Origin of the sequence: Janibacter sp. YB324, from assembly GCF_014217915.1 — a bacterium.
Taxonomy (GTDB): domain Bacteria; phylum Actinomycetota; class Actinomycetes; order Actinomycetales; family Dermatophilaceae; genus Janibacter; species Janibacter indicus.
Genome location: NZ_CP060120.1, coordinates 2,923,079 through 2,945,967, shown reverse-complemented (window position 1 = coordinate 2,945,967; position 22,889 = coordinate 2,923,079). Strand labels below are relative to the sequence as shown.

The following is a 22,889-nucleotide window of genomic DNA, read 5'->3' as shown; positions in this document are numbered from 1 at the left end:
ACGAGACGAGGAGGAGGAGTCATCACCATGGCCACCACCCGTCACAGCACCACCCGCCGCGCCGCCCAGGCCACGCCGGAGCAGCAGGTCGAGATCGCCCAGAAGGTCCTCGAGGGCCAGGGCCCAGGCGCTTGGCCGGTCTGCTCGGTCAAGGCGGGCCTGACCGCCACCAACGGTGCCTGACGGGCACCGGCTCGGCGCCTGACCAGCGCCCCACCCACGTGACGGGCGTCGACTCTCAGGGGAGTCGGCGCCCGTTGCTCATGCCTCGAGCTGCCCGCGCACGTGGTCGACGATGCCGTCGGCGGCGCCGGTGATCTCCGCGTAGGTGCGGTCGAAGTCGGAGTCGTCGCCGTACCAGGGGTCGTCGATGGCCAGGGCGTCACCCTTGAGGCCGGCGGGGTCGAAGGAGCGGATCATCCGGATGCGGTCCTTGGCCTCGGGGACCCCGGCGAGGCGCCGCAGCACGGTGTAGTGCCCGTGGTCGGCGGCGAGCACGAGGTCGCGGTCGGCGAACCAGCGCTTGTCGAAGACGCGGGCGCGGTGCTGCGCGTAGTCGCCGGTGTGGCCGTGGCGGTGCATCGCCGCGATGGTCCGCGGGTCGGCGGGGTGGCCCTCCTCCCACGCGGTGGTGCCGGCGGAGTCGACCGCGACCCGGTCGCCGAGCCCGGCCGCCTCGAAGCGCTCACGCAGCACCCACTCCGCCATCGGCGAGCGGCAGATGTTGCCCGTGCACACGACGGTGATCCGGTAGGTCATGACGACATCGTCCACCAGTCGTCTGGGGAGAACCATGCGGGGGCCTGTGAGGAGAGCGTGGCCGCGTCGAGGTCGGCGGCCCCGGCAGGTACGAGGGCGAGCAGCGGGGCGCCGGCCAGGCGCGGGAGCGACTGCAGGTGTGCCCGCTCGAGAGCGCCCTCCGTGCCGACCCCGGTGACGACGACCCCCACGACCGGCAGGTCGCGCCGGCCGAGAGCCTCGGCGGCGAGCGCGACGTGGTTGAGAGCGGTGGCGGCCAGGTCGGTGACGAGGACGATCCCCGTGGAGACCCCCTTGTAGCGAAGGGCGGTGCCCACGTCCGCGAGCGTCCCGCCGCGGGCGTCGAGGGGCACGAGCAGACCGTGGGCGCCGTGGAGGAGCAGGGCGTCGTGCTCGGTGCCGGCGGCACGCAGCGCGTGCTTGACCGCCGGCGGAAGGCTGACCCCGGCCCGCTCGGCGGCCGCGACCGGGGGGAGGGCGTCGTGCAGGCGCTGCCACTCCTGCGCCGACCGGCCGCTCAGCCGCGTGATGACCTCGCCGTCCCCCTCGCCCGTCGCCGTGACGACCGGGACGGCGATGCCCACATCGCGACCGGCGTCGGCGAGGAGCACGGCCAGGGCCGCGGTGGCAGCGGCGTGCTCGGGCCCGGTGCTGCCGGCGCCCGTGACGAGGACGACCCGCGGCAGGGCGAGCTCGTCGAGCGTGGTCTCGACGCTCACAGGCCCACGGCCGCCCGCAGCTGGGCACCGCTCCAGCGCCGACGGTCGGGGCCGCTCGCCTCGGCCTCGCGGACGAGCTCGACGATCCGGGCGCACACCGGGGCCGCCGACCCGTGGTCGGCCCCGAGCTGCACGACGGCCCCCTGCAACTCGTCGATCTCGGTCGGCCGACCGGCATCGAGGTCGTCGGCCATGGAGGAGCGGGCCGTCGGCGCGACCTTGAGCGAGGCGCGAGCAAGGTTGCTGAAGACGGGCGTGGGGGAGCGCAGCAGGGCCGGCATCGCGGCGGCCGGCAGCGGGGTCATCCGCGCGGGGGAGATCCCGATTCGCCGGGCGAGGGCCAGCGCCTCGTCCTGGCAGGCGGCCAGGACGGTCCGGCAGTCACGGTCGCGCAGCTCGACGGCGAGGGGCAGGCCGGTCAGCGCGTTGACCGCGTTGTTGAGGTTGAGCAGGAGCTTGCCGAAGAGCACCGCCCGCATGTCGGGGTCGACCTCGACGCGCAGCCCGCCGCCCTGCGCGACCCGGACGAAGGGGTCGACGCGCGGGTGGTCCTTGACCACCGGCCGCCCGCTCGTCGTCTGGGTCCAGTGCGTCTCGGCGGTGCGCACGACGTTGAAGGGGACCATGCCCGAGAGCACGAGCGGTCGGGAGGCCCGGCTGGGGAAGGCACCGGCAAGCGCCTCGTCGATCGCGCTCGCATTGCGCAGGCCGTTTTGCAGGGAGATGACGACCGAGTCGTGCTGGAGGTAGGGCGCGATCTGCTGGGTCGCGGCGGCCAGGCCGTGGGTCTTGGTCGTGAGGAGCACGTAGTGGGCGCCGACGACGGCACTCGGTTCGGTCGCCAGCGTGAGCGTGTCGGGGGGCACCGTGCGGGTGCGCCCGGCGAGGTCGGTGACGGTCAGGCCGTCGCGGGTGATGGCGTCGACGGTCGGCGCCCGGCCGATGAGAGTCACATCGGCCGCGGCGGCCAGCCACCCGCCGAAGTAGGTCCCGATGCTGCCCGCACCCATGACGGCCACGCGCGTGCGCTCCACTCCTGCTCACCCCTTGCCGAGCCATCGGCCTGCCGATCCCGGCTGCCGTTGCCGCGATCCTAACCTCCGGGTTGCCGAAGCGGCCGGTCCGACGAGGTGTCGGGCCGGCCGCTTCCGAGGCCGCGAGGCGAAGGGAGGTCACCTCGCCGCGGCGGGCTCCTCCACGGGCCGGTCCTCGGTCCGGTCCGCGGACGTGAGCTGGGTGAGGGCCTCCCCTTCGACGTCGACATTGGGCAGGAGCCTGTCCAGCCACCGCGGCATCGACCACGCCGCGTCGCCCATGAGGTACATGAGCGCCGGGATGAGCGTCATCCGCACGACGAAGGCGTCGAGCAGGACGGCCGCGGCGAGGGCGAAGCCCATCGACTTGATGAGGTTGTCCGGCTGCAGCATGAAGGCGGCGAAGACCGAGATCATGATGAGCGCGGCGGCGGTGACGACCCGGGCGCCGTGGCGGAAGCCATCGACGACAGCCTCGCGGGCGGTGTCGCCGTGGACATAGGCCTCACGCATCCGGGTGACGAGGAAGACCTGGTAGTCCATCGCCAGCCCGAAGACGATGCCGATCATCAGGATCGGCAGGAAGCTCACGAGCGGGGCGCCGTCGACGAGGCCGAGGGCCCCCTCCTGGAAGATCAGGACGGTCGCGCCGACCGTGCCGAGCGTCGAGAGCACGAAGCCGAGCGTCGCGGTGAGCGGCACGAGCAGCGAGCGGAAGACGAGCATGAGCAGCACGAAGGCGAGCCCGACGACGACGCCGAGGTAGGGCAGCAGCGCGTCCTGGAGCTTTTCGGACACGTCGGTCTGGATCGCGGTGAGGCCGGTGACGCCGATCGTGGTGCCGGTCATCTCCTCCTGCTGGCCCTGACCCGCGCGGATGTCGGTGAGCAGGGTCTCGGTGGCCTCGTCGGCAGCGCCGGTCTTCGGGGTGACGAGCAGCTGGGCGCCGGTGCCCTCCTCGTTCATGCCGACGACCTGCGCGTTGGCGACGCCGTCGAAGCCGCTCAGCCACTCGACGACCTGGCCGTAGGCCGCCGGGGCCTGACGCGGGTCCTCGAGGTCACGGCCATCGACGACGACGACCATGCGGGCCTCCTGGCCGACGCCGAAGCCGTCGGCGATGAGGTCGGCCGCCCGACGCTGCGAGGTGTCGGCCGCGGCGGTCGAGTCGCTCGGCAGGGCGAGGTGGAGGTCCTTGGCCGGCACGGCGAGGGCGCCGAGCGCGAGGACCGCGACGAGGGCGGCGATGATCGGGTGCGCACCGATGGCGCGCGCCCAGCGGGTGCCGCCGTTGTCGACGTGCTCGCCCTCGTCGATGACCTTGTCCTTGCGGATCTGTCCGGCGAAGGCCCGGGTCCCGAGGGCGCCGACGATCGCGGGGAGCAGGGTGAGCGCCACGAGGACGGCGACGAGGACGGTCCCGGCCGCGGCCAGACCCATCGCGGTGAGGAAGGGGATCTGCACGACGGCGAGGGCGGCGAGGGCGATGATCACCGTCAGACCGGCGAAGACGACCGCGGAGCCGGCGCGCCCGACGGCCAGGCCGATGGCGTGCTGGCGGTCGTCCGTGTGCCGCAGCTCGGTCCGGTAGCGGGAGAGGATGAAGAGGGCGTAGTCGATGCCGACGGCGAGGCCGAGCATCGAGGCGAGGATCGGGGTCGTCGTGCCGAGGTCGAAGAAGGCGGTCGCGGCGGTGATGCCGAGGATGCCGGTGCCGACGCCGACGAGGGCGGTGAGGATCGGCAGGCCCGCGGCGACGAGCGAGCCGAAGGTCAGGACGAGGACGAGCAGCGCGACGGCGATGCCGATGAGCTCGCTGGTCATGCCCATCTCGGGGATGCCCTGCATGCCGGTGCCGGTGACCTCGGCGGTCAGGCCGGCGTCGCGCGCGTCGTCGACGGCCTCGGTGACCGCGTCACGGCTGGACTGCTCGACGTCGGTCACGGTGTCGACGTCGAAGTTCCACTGGATCAGGCCGGTGCGCCCGTCCTCGGTGAGCGGGGAGAGCGCGGCGGCGTTGGTCTCGGCCACCGCCTGCGGCTGGCCGTTCTTCTTCGCCTCGGCGAGCATCTGGCGCTCGAGTCCGGCGGCCGCGGTGACCGGGTTGACGAACTGCTCGGGGTCACCGACCTGCGGGGCCTCGCGCAGCTCGGCGAGCAGGTCGTCGACGGCGGCGGAGTTGGCCGGGTCGGAGAGCTTTTCGCCCTCGGGTGCCTGGACGACGACGGTGCCGGTGGCCTGGTCGAAGGCGTCCTGGGTCTGCGGGAAGAGCTCCTGCTGCAGGTTCTGCGCCTGCTCGGACTCGATCCCGGGGATGGAGAACTTGTCGCTCATCGGCTGCGACATCGTCGCGGCCGCGCCGCCGATCGCGACGAGGACGACGAGCCAGCCGATGAGGAAGGCGGGCCAGCGTCGGTGCGCGAGGCGTCCGAGCCGGTAGAGGGCGTGGGCCATGGGGTGCCTTTCGGGGCGTTGAGGGTGGGCGACCGCGTCGTCGGGGCCGGTGGTGCGGGTCGGGTGGGACGGGCAGGACGAAGGGGGGTCACGCCGGGTCGGCGAGGATCTCCCGGGCGGTGGTCAGGTTGGCGCGGGCCCGGTCGGACAGCGGGCCGAGGCTGGGGGTGGCGATGCACTGGACGACGGAGTGCTGGACGATGCCGCCGACGATCGCCAGAGCCATGCGTGAGCGGGAGTCGTCGGCGTCGTCCCGGGCCGACAGGTGGGTCACGAGCTCCTCGACGTGGGTCTTGACCCGCACGAAGAGCTCGGGGTTGCGCTCGATGACGTCGTGCAGCTGCTCGAAGTCGGCGGGTGTCCCGTCGTTGGCGTGCAGGCAGTCGAGGACGACGGTGAGCACGTCGTCGACGAGGTGTCCGGTCGGTCCGCCCGAGCGCAGGGTCGCGGCCTGCTCGTCGGTGAGGACGGGGAGCAGGCCGAGGACGGCCTCCTCCTTGGAGGAGACGTGGTTGAAGAGCGTGCGGCGGGAGACGCCGACGGCGCGGGCGAGGTCCTCGACCGTGAAGCCCGCGTAGCCGCAGTCCACGGCCAGCCGCTGCGCGGCGGTGATGATCGCGGAGCGACGGCTACCTGCCCGCGTGGTTGCACTTTCGGTCACGGAGTGCAGTTTTGCACTTCCTCCTCCTTCGTGCAAAACCCGCAGTCCTCCCCGTCCGCTCTCCGTCTTCAGGCACGGCGAAGGGGGTCGGCCTCCGGCTGGAGATCGACCCCCTTCGTGTCACGCGCTCCCTGAGGAGGTCGCGCAGCGAACGCCTCGAAGGGAGGTGGGATGCTCCTATGGATGTCAAGCGGCCATGGTGAGCGTCTGGTTGTCGGTTGCTGTCTTGGTGATGACGTAGAACATTTCGCGGGCGATGAGGCGTTTGAGGCAGCGGATGACGTCCTTCTTGGACAGTCCTTCGGCAGTGCGTCGGCGCATGTAGGCCTGGGTGCGCGGGTCCCAGCGCAGGCGGCAGAGAACGATCCGGTACAGCGCAGCGTTTGCTTGCCGGTCGCCGCCGCGGTTGAGGCGGTGGCGGTGGATCTTGCCGGACGAGGCGGGGATCGGTGCGACGCCGCACAGCATCGCGAACGCGCCCTCGGAGCGGAGCCGGTCAGCGTTCTCGCCGGCAGTGACCAGCAGCTGTCCGGCGGTGTCGGCGCCGACTCCGTTCAGCTGGAGCAGATCCGGGTTGATCGCGGCGACCAGTGGCTCGATGAGCGCGTCGAGCTCGGCGATGTCCGCTACGAGGGCAGCGTGTCGGCGGGCCAGGTTGCGCAGGGCCACCTTGGTTGCCTGTTCGGGGTCGCTGACGCGCTCGGTGTCGGGCCGCAGAGCGGCGCAGGTGGTCAGCAGCTCTCGGTCGCTCAGGACACGCAGCCGGGCGCGTAGCTCTTCTGGTGCGGTCACGATCAGGGTCTTGATTCGTCGTTGGCAGTCCGCGCGCTGGTCGACTGCGCTGCGGCGTGCCACGCGTAGGTTGCGCAAGGCCTCGACCTTCCCTTCGCGGGCCTTGGGCGTGCCAGTGCGTACCTGGGCCAGGGCGGCGCGGGCTGCGGCCTCGGCATCGATGGGGTCTGACTTGCCAGCGCTGCGTCGTGTCCTGCGGTCGGGCCGGTCCACCTCGACCATCTCGATGCCCTGACTGCTCAGGTAGCGGGCCAGGCCGGCGCCATAGGCGCCGGTGCCCTCGATCCCGACGACCAGAACCACCCCGAGGTCGTGTAGCCAGGCCAGCAGGGCGTGGTAGCCCGCCCCAGTGGCTGGGAACGTGGAGTGGCCCAGTAGCCGGCCGGCCGCATCGACCGCGGCGACAGTGTGGGTGTCTTGGTGGGTGTCGACACCTGCGGCGATCTCGATCTGGTCTCTCGAGCTGTCTGATGCGATGGTGGTCATCGTCGTCCTTCTCCTTCGACTGGTCAGGGGCGGCACGCACCAGCCGAGCGAGCGGACAAGACAGTGATGGGTGCCTGCTGGCACAGGCTCCTATGAGGTCACACACCCTCGTCCGGTGAGTGCACACGAGTCCCGCAGCGGAACGACCGACAGATCCCGTTGAAGACCCGAAGTCAGTCAGGCGCCGAGTCAGGACGACCGCTGCGGGACTCGCCTACACCATCATCACTGTCAGGCGGCGAGCCGGGCCTGTCGTCGCCGGCGCAGCCGGCGCCACGCGCTGAGCACCCAGACCAGCGCCGCCGCGAGGACGACGAGCACGAGGACGACGAGCAGGGGCAGGAAGATCGCGACGAGGGTGATGCCCACGGCGGCGCCGTCCTCGGCGGTCGAGGCGACCGGCGCGCCGAAGCCCGCCGTGCCGGCGTTGATCACCGGTCTGGAGGCCGCCTTGCCGGTGTGGACCAGCCCGGCGACGACGATGCCGAGCACGACCCCGACCCAGGCGTGCTCCTGCATCCACGTCGACTCGTCGAGCGTGCTCGCGCCGGCGGTGGCGGCGACCGCCTCGCCCACCTCGAGCGCAACGGCTGCGGGTGGCCTCCCTTCGGCAGACCCTCACCGACCTCCTCGGCGACGCGACCTGCTGAGCCGGCTCACTGCTCGCGGATCGACACCCATCCGTCGGGGCCGTCGCCGTGGCCGCTGTCGGGGACGATCTGGACGACTTCGTACTCCTGTTCGCCGAGCCTCACGGTGCTGCCGACGGTGACCTCGGAGGTCTCGGAGTCCACCGACATGACCGCGGACTCGTCGTCCATGTTGTAGGCGATGACCCGATGGTCCTGGACCTGCGTCGGGATGTTCTGCCGCAGCTGCGTCGCGTCGGCCACGGGGTCGGGCTGGTTGGCACCGCACCCGGCGAGGGCGGTGAGCGCGCACACCGCGACCACCACCCGACTGCGGGCACTCATGGACGCACCTGGCGAAGGCGCACCCAGCCGTTGGGGCGGTGCTCGGGGCGTGCGTCGTCGTGGGGCGCGAGCTCGTGCACGGCGTAGGCCAGGCCTGCGACGGAAACGACGTCGTCGGGGTGGATCATCGACCGTGCCCCGTCGTTGCTCAGCACAGCCGACTCCGGTGCGATGTTGTAGGCGATGAGGCGGGCCCCCTCGACCTTGGTCGGCAGGTTCTGCCGCAGGACCACGTCGTCAGTCATGTCATCTCCTCGTCCGGCTCGTCCCGGCGTCACGGTCGGGAGGTCGTGATGTGGGTGAAGTTCTCGCGGTACTCGTCGTACGACATCTCGTGTGCCGGCTCGCTCGGGTCGTGCGGGTTGACGAGCACGAGCGTGCCGTCGTCCTTGACCTCGGACACCCAGTAGATGTGGTCGGTGACGATGCCGTCCTCCCCTTGATAGGCCGGCCGGTCGCCCGCGTCGTCGTGAGAGGACAGGGCCACCTGCCCGTCGTTGTCGAGGATGTCGCGGATCTCATCGGACGAAGGGGGCGGGTTCAGCCCGAGGAAGCCGCTGCCGGTGCCCTCGGTGTCGGCCTCCTGACCGGTGATCGCCTCGATACCCCGCTCAGCGGTGTCGTACTCCATATCCTCCCAGCTGCCGCCCATGTGCTGGGCCATCGCCTTTTCGTAGAGCAGCGGCCACAGCTCGCGCTCGCCGGGGTTGTCGGCGAACTCCGGGTCGCCGTTGGTGGCGGGGAAGTCCGGTGTGACGACGTATTCGACCGGTTCGCCGTCCTCGTAGAGCGTGACCGTGTAGGTGCCGTCGCCGTTGTCCGTGACGTTCTTCTCGATGAGGTCGGGGTTGGAAGCGGCGACCGTCTGCATCGAGGTGATGAACCAGCAGTCGGCCAGGCTGCCCTGCTGCACGTCGGTGGGCTGGATCTGCGGCTCGCCCTCCTCGCCGGTGAAGAGGGGTCCGTCGATGCGCTCCTCGGGTGGCGTGTCGTCCATGCCCTTGGGGTCGGGCTTCTGCTTGGGGCCGCCGCCCCCTTCGCCGTCCTGTGCGCCGGCCCGGTCCACGGGGTTGGATCGCGGGATCAGCCCTTCGCCCTCCGAGGCGCCTTCCTGCTCGTCTGCCTGCCTGCGCAGCAGGTCGGCAAAGGTGGTCAACCGGTCGCTGCAGACGTGGGCCTGCCGCTCCGCGACCGACCAGTCGCGGGCAAAAATCTCGCTGTCGGGACCCTCCCACACCTGCTCCAGTGCTCGCAGCAGACCGGAGCCCTCGGATGACTGCGAGCATCGTGACTGCGCCACCACCTGGGGTCTGACCCTTGCTTATGACCGGCCCTGCGGGTGCCCTCGCGTTGACGTGTCGGCCCCGGGTGGTGGCGTTCACCAGGCTGCTGGCCGGGTGGGCAGTGACCTGATAGGAGCCTGACTCGACCAGGGCCTCATCGCAGTCCTGTCCGCCCACTCCGGCCAGCTGAGCCATGGACAGCCCGCCCGGAAAGTGCGAGAGAGGATCCACAGCCCGATGCCCAGCATGCAGCTTCGGCGTGACGATGTCATCGTCGGCGTCGACACCCACAAGGACAACCACGTAGCGGTCGCGATCGACGGCTTTGGCGGCCGGCTCGGCGACATCGTCGTGCCCACCACCATCGCCGGGTTTGAGGAGCTCCTCGCCTTCTGTCTGGCCTTCGTCGGGTCGGCCGGTCGGCTGATCGGGTTCGGCGTCGAGGGCACCGGCTCCTACGGGGTCGGCTTGGCGCGCTACCTGCGCAACCACGGTCACGACGTCCACGAGATCGCCCGCCCAGCACGGGCCGCGGAACGTCGACTCGCAGGGAAGAACGACACCATCGATGCCGAGCACGCTGCACGCCAGCTACTGGCTGGGCACGGGCTGTCGACACCCAAGACCGCCGACGGCGCGGTCGAAACGATCAGGCTGGTCAAGATCGCCTACGACGGTGCCGTTCAAGCGCGGACAACCGCGATGATCACGCTCAAGGCGACCCTCGCGACCGGGAGCGAGGCGTTGCGGGCGGAGCTGGAGACGCTCACCGACCACAAGCTGATCCTCGCGTGCGCGGCGCTGGAGGGTCCGACTCCACTGCCGCCCGTGCGCCGTGGCGCACCTGCCGTTGTTGTGCCGGGCGACCCGGATGTGGCGATGCGACACGTGCTGTCCTCGATGGCGAAGCGTTGGCTGGCGCTGCACGAGGAGGCCAAGGCTCACGCCGCATCACTGAAGGCACTCACTGCGGCCGCTGCGCCCCAGCTCGTCGAGGCCGTCGGCGTCGGCTACGACACTGCGGCACAGATGCTGATCACCGCCGGCGACAACGCCAACCGGATCAAGTCCGAGGCAGCGTTTGCCAAGATGTGTGGCGCGTGCCCGATCCCGGCTGGATCCGGCAAGACCAACAGCCGGCACCGTCTGTACCGCGGCGGGAACCGGCAGGCCAACGCCGCGCTGTATCGCGTGGTCATCGTGCGCATGCGCTGGCATCAGCCGACGATCGACTACGTGGCCCGTCGCACCGCCGAGGGCATGTCGAAGCGGGAGATCATCCGGTGCCTGAAGCGGTACCTCGCTCGCGAGCTCTTCCGCCTGCTGCTGGCCCCGGACGCCATCGCCAAGCCCGTTAATGGAGAGCTCGAAATCGCGGCCTGATCGACTTGACGATCTATAGGAGCATCAGCGCTGACAGGCGCTGGCCCTGGCCGTGCAGGAGGACCGATATCTGTCGCCCCCGGGCAACATCCATGCCTTCGCTGATCATCGTGCTGCCCTGTCCCTGATGCTGTGACCAACATAGGGCGGGTCGCGTCGGGCAGGAAGGGGGAGAGCTCCCCGGGGCCCCGCGAGCCGACTCAGTCGGCCCGGGCTGTCCCGCTCGTCTCGCCGTGCTTCTTGCACACGGCGGTCCACGTCGTGCCCTCGGTCGTCACCGTGAGCGTGCGGCGGCAGGTGGTGCAGAAGGTCGGGGCGTGCGCGGCGAGCTCTTCGTGGCACAGCACGTGGTTGCCCTTGGTGGCGGACTTGCCGCAGTGACCGCAGTAGGTGACCGCCACGACGGGCGGGATCGCACCGAGCGTGTCCGGGTCGCTCCAGCCGGAGTCGCCGGCGGTGGGGAGGTCAGTCATGTCACCGATTGTGTCGCATGCTCGCCGGGGCCTCGCCGCCGCACCCACAGGTCACGTCTCGGTCACTCCTGGTCAGGACGCAACCGGACAGCGCTCCCGGACGTCCACAATGACGAGGACCGGCCGCAGGGGGCGGCCGGCCGCACGATCAGGGGACACTTCCATGACTCAGGGACGAGCAGCGCTGGTGGCGCTGATGGCAGGGGCGGCGCTCGCAGGCTGCGGCACCCAGGCGGCGCCGACGGGGGAGCCGACCGCCGCGACGTCGGCGAGCTCGAGTGGTTCGACCACGAGCAGCACGCCGCCGACGTCGTCGAGCACGTCGACGACACCCACGACCACGGCGCCGTCGACGACGGCGGCGAGTCGCCCCCTTCGTCCGGGTGACGAGGGTCGGGCCGTGCGCACCCTGCAGCGCGACCTCAATGCCGCCGGCTACTGGCTGGGCATGCCCGACGGCACCTACGGGCACCTGACGGAGCAGGCCGTCATGGCCCTGCAGAAGTCCGCGGGCCTCACCCGCGACGGGGTCGCCGGACGCAAGACCCTCGACGCGCTCGCCGAGGGCACCCTGCCGCCGCTGCCCAGCGGCCCGGCCGACCGCGTCGAGATCGACCTCGAGCGCCAGGTGCTCATGGTCGTGCGTGGGGGTCGCATCACGTTCGTCATCAACACCAGCACCGCCTCCGGCGAGACCTACATCTCCCGCGGGCAGCCGGCGGTCGCCGTGACGCCGACGGGGACCTTCCGGGTCGGGCGCACCTTCCGCGGGGCGGAGGTGGCCCCGCTCGGCACGCTCTACAGCCCGCGCTATTTCTACGGCGGCTACGCCGTCCACGGGTCCGGCTCGATCCCGGCCTATCCCGCCTCGCACGGCTGCGCCCGGGTGAGCAACCCGGCGATGGACATGATCTGGGACGAGGACCTCATGCCCGTCGGGTCGACCGTCGTCGTGCGCTGACGCCGGGGGCCAGAGCCCGCGGCGCCCTCAGCGAGCGTCGCGGAAGACCTCGTCGGGGTAGGTCGCCGTCATCCCCGCGTCGTTGCGCAGGGTGACCGACCCATCGCCGAACTCCACGTCGACCTCGCCGGACAGTGGCCACGGGTGCGGCTCGAAGCGCACGCCCCCGGTGTCGCTGTAGTAGAACTCCACGAGGTGCTCGTCGGGCGCGACAAGGTTGCGGTTGTCGCGCTCGCGGACGCACCGCTCACGCACGGTGACCGTCGGGTCGTCGGTGAGCTCCTCGCACCACTCCCGCGTCTGCCCGCCGGCGAGCACCGACTCCGCGACACCGACCGCGCCGACCACGAGCAGCAGGCCGACGGAGCCGGCGGCGAGACCGCCGAGCGCCGCCGGCCAGCGCCGCACCCGGTCAACCACCGAGCAGGTCGCTCAGCCCGCCGCTGCTGCCGCCGGAGCCCTGGTGGCCGCCGTCGGTCACCGATTCCGCGGGCTGGACGAGGACGTAGCCCTGCCCGCCGAAGGCCATCTGGAAGGTCTCGCCGGTCCCTCCGCGGACCATCGACTTCAGCCCGCCGGTGTCGACCTTGATGTCCATCCGGACGCCGCCGGTCCACATGACGACGGCCTGCGCGTCGCCGAAGGTCGGGGCGCTCGCGACGTCGAGGGCGACGGGCTCTCCCTTCGTCGTCAGGGCCACGTAGCCGCTGCCGCGGAGAGTGACGTTGTAGAGGCCGCCGGTCATCGCGGCGCCGCGTGCCTGGATGCGGTGGATGTCCCAGTCGATCGAGGCGCTGAAGGCGAGGATGCTGTTGCCGTTGACCGAGATCATGTCGTTTTCCAGGTAGATCACCTGGATGTCCTGCGCCTCGTTGGCGACGAAGAGCTCGCCCTGACCGGTGCACGTCATCATCTTGACGCCCTCGCCCGTCGTGGCCTGCTTGAGGAACTTGCCGACACCGCCCGAGCCCTTGTTCTCGAAGCGGATGTCACCCTGGTAGGCGACCATCGAACCGGTGCGGGCCATGACGGGGCCGTGGCCCATCTGGATCTTGAGCAGCTTCTTGTTCTGCAGCGAGAACTGGTCGGTCGAGGACTCCTCGCGGAAGTCCTGGAAGAGGGAACCGTGGATCGGCATGGTGTGCAAGCCCTTCGGGTGGGGCGCCCCCTGCGGCGCCGTCTGGACGCAACTGTAGAGCCATCCGCGTGAGCACTCTAGGGTGTTGACCCCCTGCTGGCCTTGTTGCCACCCCCCGAGGCAAGGACGATCGATGAGCTTCTTCGAGCGAGCACGCGCTGGCTATGACAACCTCGCCGGGCGCACCGACGACGCCTTCGACCGTGCGACGGCGAGCAAGGACCTCGGCGAGATCGACAAGCACTACCGCGACCTCGGGGTCCTGGCCTATCTCGCGGCGACCGGGCGGCCGGTCGACCAGGCGACCCAGCAGCGGTTGCTGGGTGCGCTGACCGCCCTCGAGCAGCGCGGCGCGATCCGCGACTTCACGCTCCACACGACTGGTGGGGCGCCGGCAGGTGCTCCCCAGGCCCCGCAGCGCGAAGGGGGGTCCGACGGCATCCCGACGCCTCCGCCGGAGCGGGCCGGCCGGCACGGCGACTTCCTCAGCCAGCCGCGCGACCAGGCGCTGCCGGCGTCGACGATGCCCCCGCCGGCCCCGCCCGCTGCTGCGGGCGGGGGCCCGGGTGGTGCCGGCGTGGCGGGCAGTGGGGTGGCCGGTCAGCCGGAGCGGACGTGGCCGGCGAGCGACCCGGACGAGACGACCGGCCCGCGGCCGGTGCCGCCCCCGCCGCCGCCGTCGACCGGCGGCACCTGGGGGCCGCCGCAGCAGGACAACCAGGGCCCGACCCGGTGGCAGCCGGTCCGTCGCGGCGAGGAGTGAGCCCCGCTCACGGGGCCACCGTGACCGCGAGCACCGGCGGGGTGACGAAGGCCGCCACGCAGATGCCGTAGAGCACGAGCGTCTGCCACGGGGCCGGGTCGTCGGCGACGAGCAGGCGGATCCGCGCGGCGGCCGCGCCGGCGCCGACCGATGCCCCGGGGGTGAGGTCCTCACCCGTGGCCTCGGCGAGTGCGACGAGGGCTCGCCCGAGCGCGACCTCGCCGACCTCGTCGCGTGCCGCGCGGTCGGCGAGCACCTCGACGAGCAGCGCGACCTCACGCAGGGCGGCGTCGGTGCGCAGCAGGCGCGGCGTGGCGGTGTGCAGCACGGTGAAGAACTCGAGCACGAGGTCGTGCCGCTCCCGCAGGTGGGCCTCCTCGTGGGCGACCACGGCGGCGAGCTGCTCGTCGGGCAGGGCCGCCAGGGCCGCCTCGGTGATGACCAGACGCGACCCCGCGCCCGGGACGCAGTAGGCCGAGAGCTCCTGGGAGGGCAGCACGCGGGTGTGGTCGCCCTCGTGCCGGCCGACGAGGTCGACGAGCCGACGGTGCTCGTCGCGCGAGGCGCGGATCCGGGTGCCGACGTTGTGCCCGTTGACGAGGAGCCGCACGAGCACGCCGACGGACGCGATGGCGGCGACGACGACGATCGCGACCTCGACGGGCGCCGGCCAGGGCTGCGGGTGGACGAGGGCGAGCGGGGCGGCCGTGAGCAGGCAGAGCACGGCCGACAGGGAGAGCGACTGCCACACCAGGAGCGCCGCCCGGGGGCTCGTGCGCAGGCGCTCGACGCGCACGAGCAGGCGCGGGGCGGCGAGGAGTGCCGCTGCGCAGAGCAGCAGCAGGGCGGCGATCACCCTCGTGAGTGTGCCGCACCCCGACCGCGTCGCCGTGCGGGGCGATCGCCCTGGGCCTCGACCGCGGCCATCGCCTCGCGGACGGCGGCCAGGTCGTCGGGACTCGCCTCCGCGAGGAAGTGCAGGATCGCCGCCTGTCGCTCGGCGCCGGTCAGGTCGTGCAGCGGGCTGCGCATGGCCTCGGCGGTGAGGGACTCGCGGCTGGCGGCTGGGCGGTAGCGCCAAGCGCGGCCGTCCCGCTCACGGGTGGTCACCCCCTTCGCCTCGAGGCGGGAGAGGACCGTCATGACGGTCGTGTAGGCGAGGTCGCGACCGGTGAGGCCGTCGAGGACCTCGCGGACGGTGAGGCCGTGGTCGGCGTCGCTGGACCACAGGACGTCCATGATCGCCTGCTCGAGGTCACCGAGGGACGCGTTCTTGGCCATGGTGGGCTCCTTCCCTGGTGATGGTGACGGTGCGGTCGAGACGATCGAGGCCGACGCCGTGGTGGGTCACCATGATCACCGACCGCCCGCCGGCGTGCTGCAGCAGGTCGGCGATGACCGCGTCGGCGGTCGGGTGGTCGAGGTGGGCGACGGGCTCGTCGAGGAGGATCACCGGTCGCTGGCTGGCGATGGCGCGGGCGATGGCCAGGCGGGCGCGCTCGCCTCCGGAGATGCCACGACCGTCGGCGCCGAGTCGCGTGTCGAGGCCCTCGGGGAGGGCGTCGAGCCACGTGCCGAGCCCCGCCCGACGAAGGGAGTCGACGAGCGCCTCGTCGTCCGCCTCCGGAGCGGCGAGGACGAGGTTGGCGCGCAGGGTGCCGGCGAAGACGTGGGGCTCGTCGTCGACGACGGCGATGTGGGAGCGGATCTCGGCGAGCTCGGTCGTCGTGACGTCGCGGTCGTCCACGGTGTAGGTGCCGGCGGTGGGGTCGAGGTGGCGGGTGAGGACGGCCAGCAGGGTGGACTTGCCGGCGCCGTTGGGCCCGGTGATCGCGAGGTGCTCGCCGGGTTCGACGACGAGGTCGACCGGCCCCAGGTCGGTGCGGCCGGGGACCCATCCGGCGGTGAGCCCGCGCAGCTCGAGCCGCGGGGCCCGCACGTCCTGTGCCGCACCCGGTCTCGCCGGGACGGTGGGGTCCGGTGCGGCCGGCGGTACCGGACCCCGGGGAGTCGGGGGCGCGACCGCCGGCTCCTGGTCGAGCAGCTCGTCGAGTCGCGCGGCGCAGGCACGTGCCCGCGCCAGCGCGCGGGTGGCGTCGGTGAGCACTCCGAGGGCTTCGCCGGTCGCGAACGGGGCGAGGACGAGCAGTGCCTGGACCGGGGTGCTGGCGCCCGAGGTCGTGGCGAGCCCCGCGGCGGCCAGCGTCGCGATGCCCGTGATGACGAGCACCGCTGCGGCGGAGAGGGATCGGCCCCACGCCTGCCGGGCGACGCTCACTCGCAGCTCGGTGTGCGCCTCGCGCAACCAGCCGGCTGCCGTCTCGGTGCCACCGACCGCGCGCAGCTCGTCAGCGTGCGTGGCGATGAGCTCGGCGACGCGCGAGACCTCGGCGCGGGCGTCGAGCACGCGGGTCTGAGCGCGCGACTCGAGCCGGTCGGCGAGCCACGCGACGCCGGCGACGGCGAGGAGCATCGCCGCGAGCACGAGGCCGACTCGCGGGTCGACGAGAGCCGTGAGGGCCGCGGCGAGGACGCCGGCGACGAGCGCTGTCAGGGCCGGCACGGTGACCCGCACCGAGGCCTCGACGACGTCGGTGAGGTCGTCGACGACCCCGGTGAGCACCTCGGTGCGGCCCCGTCGCCCGAGCCGCGCTGGCGTCAGGGGGATGAGCGCGGCATAGGTGGCGGTGCGGGCCTCGGCGAGGTCGGCGAGCGCGGCATCGTGGCTGCGCAGCCGCTCCCAGTAGCGGAAGACCGGCCTGGCGAGACCAAAGGTGCGCACCGCGACGATCGCCGTGAGCAGCAGCATGATCTGGGGTCGCTGGTCGGCCCGGACGATGAGCCAGCCGGAGGTCGTCGTCAGGGCAATGCCCGACGCGGTCGCGACGCCGCCGAGCAGGCCGGCGACGACGAGCCCTCGGCTCAGGTGCAGGAGCTTCATCGGGCCACCTCCGGCTGGCGCAGGGCGAGGTGCTCTTCGGCGCGGGCGACGAGATCGCTCTGGTGGGTCACCGCGATGACGGTGCGGGTGCGGGCGAGGCGCTCGACGACCTCGCCGATCGTCGCGGCAGAGTCGGCGTCGACGTGGGCGGTGACCTCGTCGAGGAGGACGACGGCCTCGGGGGAGAGGAGGGCCCGTGCCAGGACCAGCCGGGCACGCTGACCGGCCGACAGGCCGAAGCCGTCGTCGCCGATCCGCGTGTCGAGCCCGTCGGGCAGCCCGGCGACGGTGCCGTCGAGGCCGACCTCGCGCAGCGCCTCCCACAGGTCGTGGGACTCGTGCGGGCCGCCGATGGTGAGGTTGTCGCGCAGGGTCCCGGCGCCGAGGAAGGGGCGCTGGGTCACGAGGTGGACGAGTGGGGCGCTGACCCGGCCGCTGTCCGGTCGGCGGATGCCGGCGACGAGCTCGAGCAGCGTCGTCTTGCCGCAGCCGGACGGTCCGGTGACGACCGTGAGCCCGGGGCCGGCGACGAGGTCGACACCGGTGAGGGTCGCCCCCTTCGCCCCGGGGTGGGTGTAGTCGACCCCGGTGACGGTGACGACCTCCTCGGCCCCGCCCCCTTCACTCCGCATTGCCCTACGGCAATGCGGACTCGCGCCCCCTCCAGCCTGCATTGCCGTAGGGCAATGCGGACTCGCGCCCCCTCCAGCCTGCATTGCCGTAGGGCAATGCGGACTGTCGAGCTCGGCGAGGATGTCGTCGAGGGCCGCGGCACCGTCGGCGGCGGAGTGGAACTCGGTCCCGACCCGGCGGATCGGCCAGTAGGCCTCGGGCGCGAGGAGGATCGCGGTGAGCCCGACGAGCAGGTCCATCGAGCCGTGGGTCAGGCGCAGCCCGACGGCGACGGCGACGATGGCGACCGAGATCGTCGCGAGCAGCTCCAGCGCCGCGGCCGACATGAAGGCCAGCCGCAGCGTGCGCATCGTGGCCCGTCGGTGCCGCTGGCTCACCTCGCCGATCGTGTCGACCTGCCGCTCGGCGCGGCCGTAGACCACGAGCGTCGGTAGCCCGCGCACGACGTCGAGGAAGTGCCCCGACAGGTCCGTCAGCGCGCCCCACCTGCGCTCGGTGTCCTCCTGCGTCGTCGCGCCGATGAGCGCCGCGAAGAGCGGGAGCAGCCACACCGTGCCGACGACGATCGCCGCGCTCGGCCAGTCGACGACGGCGAGGCAGGCGATGGCGAGCGCCGGCACGACCGCGGCGGAGACGAGGGCGGGCAGGTACTTCGCGACATAGGGCTCGACGGCGCTCGTGCCCTGCGTCGCGAGGGTGAGTGCCCGCGAGCGGCCCCGGACGAAGGGGGACTCCCCGGCCTCGTCCGTGACGTCACGCTGGTCCGTCGGTCGCCGTGACCAGGCCGCGAGCAGCTGCTCGCGCAGCCCCGTCGCCACGGTGGCGCCGGCCCGCGCCGCCACCGTCTCGGAGAGCGCCCCGAGCACGGCACGGGCCGCGAAGAGCCCGCCGGTCCACAGCGCGGGCCCGGTGAGGTCGGACCCACGCACCACCGCGACGACGAGCGAGGCGAGGGCGAAGGCCGTCGCGATCGTCGCGACGCCCTGCACGATGCCGATGCCGGCCAGCGCCGCCACCGGCCTGCGGGTGGCCGGGACCACCCGCAGGATGCGTGGGTCGAAGGGCCTCATGTCAGTGCGCCTCCGCGCCGGCCTGCTCGCGGACCGGCATGTGCTCGACGGACAGTCGACGGCGGAAGACCCAGTAGGTCCACACCGTGTAGGCGAGCATGATCGGCGTGAAGACGACGGCGGCCCACGTCATGATCGTCAGGGTCATCGGCGAGCTGGCCGCGGCCTCGAGGGTCAGGTCGGGGCTGTCGCCGCGACCGTTGATGGCATTGGGCGTCAGCATGAGGAAGTAGGCGACGACCGTCAGGCCGATCGTCACGGAGGTGCCGACGAAGGCCCAGCCCTCCCTCCCCTTCGTGTTGGCGGCGATGGCGGCGAGCAGCGCGACGGCGGCCAGGGCCATCGCGACCCACGCGGCGGTCGTGCCGCGCTGGGTGCCGAGCCAGACGAAGAGCGCGACGGCGAGCACCGCGGTGACCAGGCCGGCGCGGGTGGCGACCGACCGGGCCCGGGTGCGGATGTCGCCGGTGGTCTTCAGCGCGAGGAAGTGGGCGCCGTGCGTCAGGCAGGCGGCCGTGACGGTGAGGCCACCGAGGATCGCGACCGGCGTGAGCAGGCTGAGCAGGTTGCCGTCGAACTCGGTGTAGGCCGTGCTGCCCATCATGTGCTCGGTCATCGGCAGGCCGGCGACGAGGTTGGTCAGGGCGACGCCGACGAGGAAGGGGGCGACGAAGGAGCCGGCGACGATCGCCAGGTCCCAGCGGCGCACCCACTCACGGTCGTGCCGCTTGTGCCGGTACTCCAGCCCCATGTTGCGCAGGATGAGCGTGACGAGCAGGAGCAGCAGCGCGAGGTACATGCCGGAGAACATCGTCGCGTACCAGTGCGGGAAGGCGGCGAAGGTCGCGCCGCCCGCGGTGAGCAGCCACACCTCGTTGCCGTCCCAGTGGGGGCCGATGGTCGTGAGCATCGTGCGCCGCCGCGTCTCCCGCTCCTCGCCTCCCTTGTCGCCCCCACGTTGATCGAGGTGCGAGGCCGTCCGCGGCCGAGCCTCGAGATCGCCGGCGCCGGAACCCTTGTCGAGCACGGGCAGGAGCATCCCGACGCCGAAGTCGAAGCCCTCGGTGACGAGGTAGCCGGTCCACAGGACCGCCAGCAGGACGAACCAGATGGTGATGAGATCCATGTCGGTGCTCCCGGTCAGTAGGCGAACTCGAGCGGCTGGTCGTCCTCGACGAGACGTGGCTGCTCGAAGGGCTCGGCGCCCTTGCGGATGTAGGCGAGGAGGAGGCGGACCTCGACGACGGCCAGGCCTCCGTAGAGCAGGGTGAAGACGATCATCGACGTCCACACGTCGGCGGCACCGACCGAAGGGGAGACGGCGGTGTGCGTGGCCATCTCGCCGAAGACGACCCACGGCTGGCGCCCGACCTCGGTGAAGATCCAGCCGAAGCTGTGCCCGAGGACGGTGGCGATCGGGGTGAGCACGATGATCGGGAAGACCCAGCGCTGCATCGGCACGCGGTCCTTGCGCGTGGCCCACAGTGCCCAGGCGCCGACGGCCATGGCGAAGAAGCCGGTGGCCATCATCAGGCGGAAGTTCCAGTAGGTCATGGCGATCGGTGGGATGTAGGTCTCGGCCTGCGTCAGCTCGTCGTCGCCGAAGCTCTCGCGGTACTCGGCCTCGAGGTCGGCGATGCCCCGGACCTCACCGTCGAAGCTCCCGGTGCCGAGGAAGGAGAGCAGGCACGGGATCTCGATGACGTGCTTGGGGTCCTCGCCGCCGAGGTCGGCGACGGTCAGGACGGAGAAGGGGGCGCACTCGCCCTCGGGCGGGGTGTCGTAGAGGGCTTCTGCCGCAGCCATCTTCATCGGCTGGACCTCGGTCATGACCTTGCCCTGGAGGTCGCCGCTGATCGCCACGCCGAGGCCGCCGAGCAGGACGACGACGGCGCCGAGCCGCGCCGCGTGGCGGTACATCCTGCGGTCGGCGTCGGGTCCCCCCTGCGTCACGGTCCGGCGCAGCTTGTGCAGCCCGACGGCCATGACCAGGGCGCCGCCGACGAGGTAGCAGGCGGTGATGACGTGGGGGAAGGCGACGAGCTGGACCTCGTTGGTGAGGATCGCGACGAAGTCGGCCATCTCGGCGCGACCGGTCTCGGGGTTGATCCGGTAGCCGACGGGGTGCTGCATGAAGGAGTTGGCGGCGAGGATGAAGTACGCCGACAGCAGGGTGCCGACGTGCACGATCCACATGCAGGCCGCGTGCAGGCGCTCGGGGATGCGGCCCCAGCCGAAGATCCACAGGCCGAGGAAGGTCGACTCGAGGAAGAAGGCGAGCAGCGCCTCGAGGGCCAGCGGCGCGCCGAAGATGTCACCGACGAAGCGGCTGTAGCTGCTCCAGTTCATCCCGAACTGGAACTCCTGGACGATGCCGGTGACCAGTCCGAGGGCGAAGTTGATCGTGAAGAGCTTGCCGAGGAACTTCGCCATCCGCAGGTGGCCCTCGTCGCGCGTGCGGATCCACCGCGAGTGGTACCAGGCCACGATCGCGGAGAGCCCGATCGTGATCGGCACGAAGAAGAAGTGGTAGACGGTGGTGATCGCGAACTGCCACCGTGCGAGGTCGAGGACGTCCATCCAGGTTCCTTCTACTACGTCGATGAATACGACATGACGTAGTAGATGCTACTCCCTCGCTGGTCGAGGTGCGACGAAGGAGCCTTGAGACCCAGACGGACGAAGGGAGACCCCGCCGCGAGGTGCGGCGGGACCTCCCTTCGCCCTCCCTGCGACTCACCCCACGGGCCGCAGCCCCCGCTGCCCGTCCGCGACCTCGAAGCTCGCCTGGGTCGCCACGGCCCCGCCGCGGGTCGTCACCCGGTCGACCGAGCGGAAGTCGGCCCGCAGCCCGTCCGGGGTGACCGTCGTGCGCAGGTACCCGCGCAGGTCGCCGGAGAAGCGCAGGTGCGGGTTCCACTCCATGATCGGGTCCGACCACGCGGCATTGCCGTTGCCGCCGGAGGTGATCGACGACGCGACGAGCTCGGTGCCGACGACAGGTGCGTCGGGGTCGGCGTAGTCGGTCTTGACGTCGGCGGCCCAGTGCTTGTGGACGTCACCGGTGAGCACGACGGGGTTGCGCACGCCGGCGTCCATCCAGGCGCGGGTGACGCGGTCGCGCGAGCCGACGTAGCCGTCCCAGGCGTCATTGCTCGTGTGGAGCAGCTCCTGCTCGACCTTGCCGTCACGCTGCGCGAAGAAGACCTGCTGGCCGAGGAAGTCCCAGCGGGCACCGCTGCGGGAGAAGCCCTCTCGCAGCCACTGCTCCTGAGCGGAGCCGGTGATCGTGCGGCTCGGGTCGAGTGCGCCGGCGCAGTTGGTGTCCCACCCGTCGTCGCAGGCCTGGTCGTCGCGGTACTGGCGCGTGTCGAGCATGTGGAAGCTCGCCAGCCGGCCCCACCCGAGGCGCCGGTAGATCTGCATGTCGGAGCCGCGGGGGATCGAGGAGCGGCGCAGCGGCATGTTCTCGTAGTAGGCCTTGAAGGCATTGGCCCGCCGGGCGAGGAAGCGCTCGGGGGTGTCGTTCCACTCCGGGGCCTTGGCGTCCTGGGGGACACCGGCGGCCCAGTTGTTGTCGACCTCGTGGTCGTCCCAGACGACGAGCCACGGGGCGATCGCGTGGGCGGTCTGCAGGTCGGGGTCGGTCTTGTACTGCGCGTGACGCAGGCGGTACCCCTCGAGCGTCACGGTCTCGCTGCCCGCGTGGACCCGCGGCGCGGCCGGGTTGGTGGTGCCCTTGCCCTCGTACTGGTAGTCGCCCAGGTGCAGCACGAGGTCCGGCGCGTCGTCGGCGAGGTAGCGGTAGGCGGTGAAGAAGCCGGCCTCCCAGTTGGCGCAGCTGGCCGCGGACATCGCGAGCGTCGCCGGCATCTCGTCGCGTCGCGGGGCGGTGCGGGTGCGGCCGACGGGGCTGAGGTGGCCGTCGACGCGGAAGCGGTACCAGTACTCGCGGCCGGACCGCAGGCCCTCGACCTCGACGTGCACGCTGTGCGCGTCGGCGGTGCGGGCGCGGACGGCGCCCCGGGCGACGGGGCGGTGCATCCGGTCGTTGTCGGCGACCTCCCACTGGACCGTGATGTCGCGGCTCGGCATGCCGCCCTTGCCGTCGGGGGCCAGCGGGTCGACCGCCAGACGGGTCCACAGGACGACGCCGGTGGGCGTCGGGTCGCCCGAGGCGACACCCAGCGCGAAGGGGGAGGTCCGCACCGGTCCCGCAGCGGTCAGGAGCGGGGCCGCCGAGGCGGGGGAGATGGCGATCGTGGTGGCGCCGGCGGCGATGCCGCCGGCGAGGACGTGGCGTCGACTCAGGGTCATGACCTGCAGCCTGTCGACGCCGGGTGAACCCAGCAGCCCCCCTTCGTG

At 71.9% G+C, this 22,889-nt stretch carries 25 protein-coding genes; 4 read left to right on the top strand and 21 right to left on the bottom strand.

What is annotated here, in order from left to right:
* The first annotated feature begins 27 nt into the window (after window positions 1-27).
* On the top strand, window positions 28-183 hold the full coding sequence (locus H7A72_RS14490; protein WP_200811136.1) for a transglycosylase family protein: 156 nt from the start codon (window positions 28-30) through the stop codon (window positions 181-183).
* 78 nt (window positions 184-261) lie between these two features.
* Here the strand turns inward: H7A72_RS14490 and H7A72_RS14485 are convergent, their stop codons facing one another.
* The 10 genes from H7A72_RS14485 to H7A72_RS14440 form a co-directional block, all read right to left on the bottom strand.
* The gene (locus H7A72_RS14485) at window positions 262-759 is read right to left on the bottom strand and encodes a low molecular weight protein-tyrosine-phosphatase (protein ID WP_084449905.1); all 498 of its coding nucleotides are present in this window, start codon (window positions 757-759) and stop codon (window positions 262-264) included.
* Entirely contained in the window at window positions 756-1,478 is a 723-nt protein-coding gene (gene bioD / locus H7A72_RS14480; RefSeq protein WP_159451139.1) for an ATP-dependent dethiobiotin synthetase BioD, read from the bottom strand. The genes H7A72_RS14485 and bioD overlap by 4 nt, the downstream gene beginning before the upstream one ends.
* On the bottom strand, window positions 1,475-2,512 hold the full coding sequence (locus H7A72_RS14475) for a 2-dehydropantoate 2-reductase (RefSeq protein ID WP_223277663.1): 1,038 nt from the start codon (window positions 2,510-2,512) through the stop codon (window positions 1,475-1,477). The genes bioD and H7A72_RS14475 overlap by 4 nt, the downstream gene beginning before the upstream one ends.
* A 138-nt stretch (window positions 2,513-2,650) precedes the next feature.
* Window positions 2,651-4,966, bottom strand: a complete 2,316-nt coding sequence (locus tag H7A72_RS14470) for an MMPL family transporter (protein ID WP_185220965.1) — start codon at window positions 4,964-4,966, stop codon at window positions 2,651-2,653.
* An 88-nt stretch (window positions 4,967-5,054) separates the two neighbouring features.
* Complete coding sequence (locus H7A72_RS14465) at window positions 5,055-5,627, bottom strand: TetR/AcrR family transcriptional regulator (protein ID WP_185220964.1); 573 nt, start codon at window positions 5,625-5,627, stop codon at window positions 5,055-5,057.
* Window positions 5,628-5,813: 186 nt separating this feature from the next.
* The gene (locus H7A72_RS14460; RefSeq protein WP_072624885.1) at window positions 5,814-6,905 is read right to left on the bottom strand and encodes an IS110 family transposase; all 1,092 of its coding nucleotides are present in this window, start codon (window positions 6,903-6,905) and stop codon (window positions 5,814-5,816) included.
* 231 nt (window positions 6,906-7,136) lie between these two features.
* Window positions 7,137-7,481, bottom strand: coding sequence for a DUF4126 domain-containing protein (locus H7A72_RS14455; RefSeq protein ID WP_185220963.1), 345 nt, complete (start codon window positions 7,479-7,481; stop codon window positions 7,137-7,139).
* An 80-nt stretch (window positions 7,482-7,561) separates the two neighbouring features.
* Entirely contained in the window at window positions 7,562-7,879 is a 318-nt protein-coding gene (locus H7A72_RS14450; RefSeq protein WP_185220962.1) for a hypothetical protein, read from the bottom strand.
* A complete protein-coding gene (locus tag H7A72_RS14445; RefSeq protein WP_084449811.1) occupies window positions 7,876-8,124 on the bottom strand; it encodes a hypothetical protein in 249 nt (82 codons plus the stop codon). The genes H7A72_RS14450 and H7A72_RS14445 overlap by 4 nt, the downstream gene beginning before the upstream one ends.
* Before the next feature lie 29 nt (window positions 8,125-8,153).
* Complete coding sequence (locus tag H7A72_RS14440; protein ID WP_185220961.1) at window positions 8,154-9,179, bottom strand: C2 family cysteine protease; 1,026 nt, start codon at window positions 9,177-9,179, stop codon at window positions 8,154-8,156.
* Between the two features lie 220 nt (window positions 9,180-9,399).
* Here H7A72_RS14440 and H7A72_RS14435 point away from each other — a divergent pair, with 220 nt between their 5' ends.
* A complete protein-coding gene (locus H7A72_RS14435; RefSeq protein ID WP_185220960.1) occupies window positions 9,400-10,545 on the top strand; it encodes an IS110 family transposase in 1,146 nt (381 codons plus the stop codon).
* A 200-nt stretch (window positions 10,546-10,745) separates the two neighbouring features.
* On the opposite strand, the gene H7A72_RS14430 is transcribed toward H7A72_RS14435, so the two are convergent.
* Complete coding sequence (locus H7A72_RS14430; protein WP_084449813.1) at window positions 10,746-11,018, bottom strand: hypothetical protein; 273 nt, start codon at window positions 11,016-11,018, stop codon at window positions 10,746-10,748.
* Window positions 11,019-11,186: 168 nt separating this feature from the next.
* Window positions 11,187-11,426: a hypothetical protein gene (locus H7A72_RS14425; RefSeq protein WP_185220959.1), complete on the bottom strand. Its 240-nt coding sequence runs from the start codon at window positions 11,424-11,426 to the stop codon at window positions 11,187-11,189.
* On the opposite strand from H7A72_RS14425, the gene H7A72_RS14420 reads away from it, so the two are divergent.
* Complete coding sequence (locus H7A72_RS14420; protein ID WP_185220958.1) at window positions 11,419-11,979, top strand: L,D-transpeptidase family protein; 561 nt, start codon at window positions 11,419-11,421, stop codon at window positions 11,977-11,979. The two genes, H7A72_RS14425 and H7A72_RS14420, sit on opposite strands and share 8 nt — an antisense overlap.
* 27 nt (window positions 11,980-12,006) lie before the next feature.
* Here H7A72_RS14420 and H7A72_RS14415 read toward each other — a convergent pair whose 3' ends face one another.
* On the bottom strand, window positions 12,007-12,399 hold the full coding sequence (locus tag H7A72_RS14415; RefSeq protein WP_185220957.1) for a hypothetical protein: 393 nt from the start codon (window positions 12,397-12,399) through the stop codon (window positions 12,007-12,009).
* Entirely contained in the window at window positions 12,392-13,117 is a 726-nt protein-coding gene (locus H7A72_RS14410) for an AIM24 family protein (protein WP_185220956.1), read from the bottom strand. The genes H7A72_RS14415 and H7A72_RS14410 overlap by 8 nt, the downstream gene beginning before the upstream one ends.
* Window positions 13,118-13,250: 133 nt before the next feature.
* On the opposite strand from H7A72_RS14410, the gene H7A72_RS14405 reads away from it, so the two are divergent.
* A complete protein-coding gene (locus H7A72_RS14405) occupies window positions 13,251-13,880 on the top strand; it encodes a hypothetical protein (RefSeq protein ID WP_185220955.1) in 630 nt (209 codons plus the stop codon).
* 7 nt (window positions 13,881-13,887) lie between these two features.
* Here H7A72_RS14405 and H7A72_RS14400 read toward each other — a convergent pair whose 3' ends face one another.
* From H7A72_RS14400 to H7A72_RS14370, 7 genes are all read right to left on the bottom strand, one after another.
* Entirely contained in the window at window positions 13,888-14,736 is an 849-nt protein-coding gene (locus H7A72_RS14400) for a M56 family metallopeptidase (RefSeq protein WP_185220954.1), read from the bottom strand.
* Window positions 14,733-15,161, bottom strand: a complete 429-nt coding sequence (locus H7A72_RS14395) for a BlaI/MecI/CopY family transcriptional regulator (protein ID WP_185220953.1) — start codon at window positions 15,159-15,161, stop codon at window positions 14,733-14,735. The genes H7A72_RS14400 and H7A72_RS14395 overlap by 4 nt, the downstream gene beginning before the upstream one ends.
* A complete protein-coding gene (cydC, locus tag H7A72_RS14390) occupies window positions 15,136-16,821 on the bottom strand; it encodes a thiol reductant ABC exporter subunit CydC (RefSeq protein ID WP_185220952.1) in 1,686 nt (561 codons plus the stop codon). Before cydC ends, H7A72_RS14395 begins: the two co-directional genes overlap by 26 nt.
* Window positions 16,818-18,524 (bottom strand): thiol reductant ABC exporter subunit CydD, encoded by a 1,707-nt coding sequence (cydD, locus tag H7A72_RS14385; RefSeq protein WP_185220951.1) that lies wholly within the window; start codon window positions 18,522-18,524, stop codon window positions 16,818-16,820. Before cydD ends, cydC begins: the two co-directional genes overlap by 4 nt.
* Window position 18,525: 1 nt before the next feature.
* Window positions 18,526-19,650 carry a cytochrome d ubiquinol oxidase subunit II gene (gene cydB / locus H7A72_RS14380; protein WP_084449823.1) on the bottom strand — a complete coding sequence of 375 codons (1,125 nt, stop codon included), beginning with the start codon at window positions 19,648-19,650 and terminating at the stop codon, window positions 18,526-18,528.
* Between the two features lie 14 nt (window positions 19,651-19,664).
* Complete coding sequence (locus H7A72_RS14375) at window positions 19,665-21,104, bottom strand: cytochrome ubiquinol oxidase subunit I (protein ID WP_185220950.1); 1,440 nt, start codon at window positions 21,102-21,104, stop codon at window positions 19,665-19,667.
* 156 nt (window positions 21,105-21,260) lie between these two features.
* Window positions 21,261-22,841, bottom strand: coding sequence for an alkaline phosphatase (locus H7A72_RS14370; RefSeq protein WP_084449826.1), 1,581 nt, complete (start codon window positions 22,839-22,841; stop codon window positions 21,261-21,263).
* Between the last annotated feature and the right edge of the window lie 48 nt (window positions 22,842-22,889).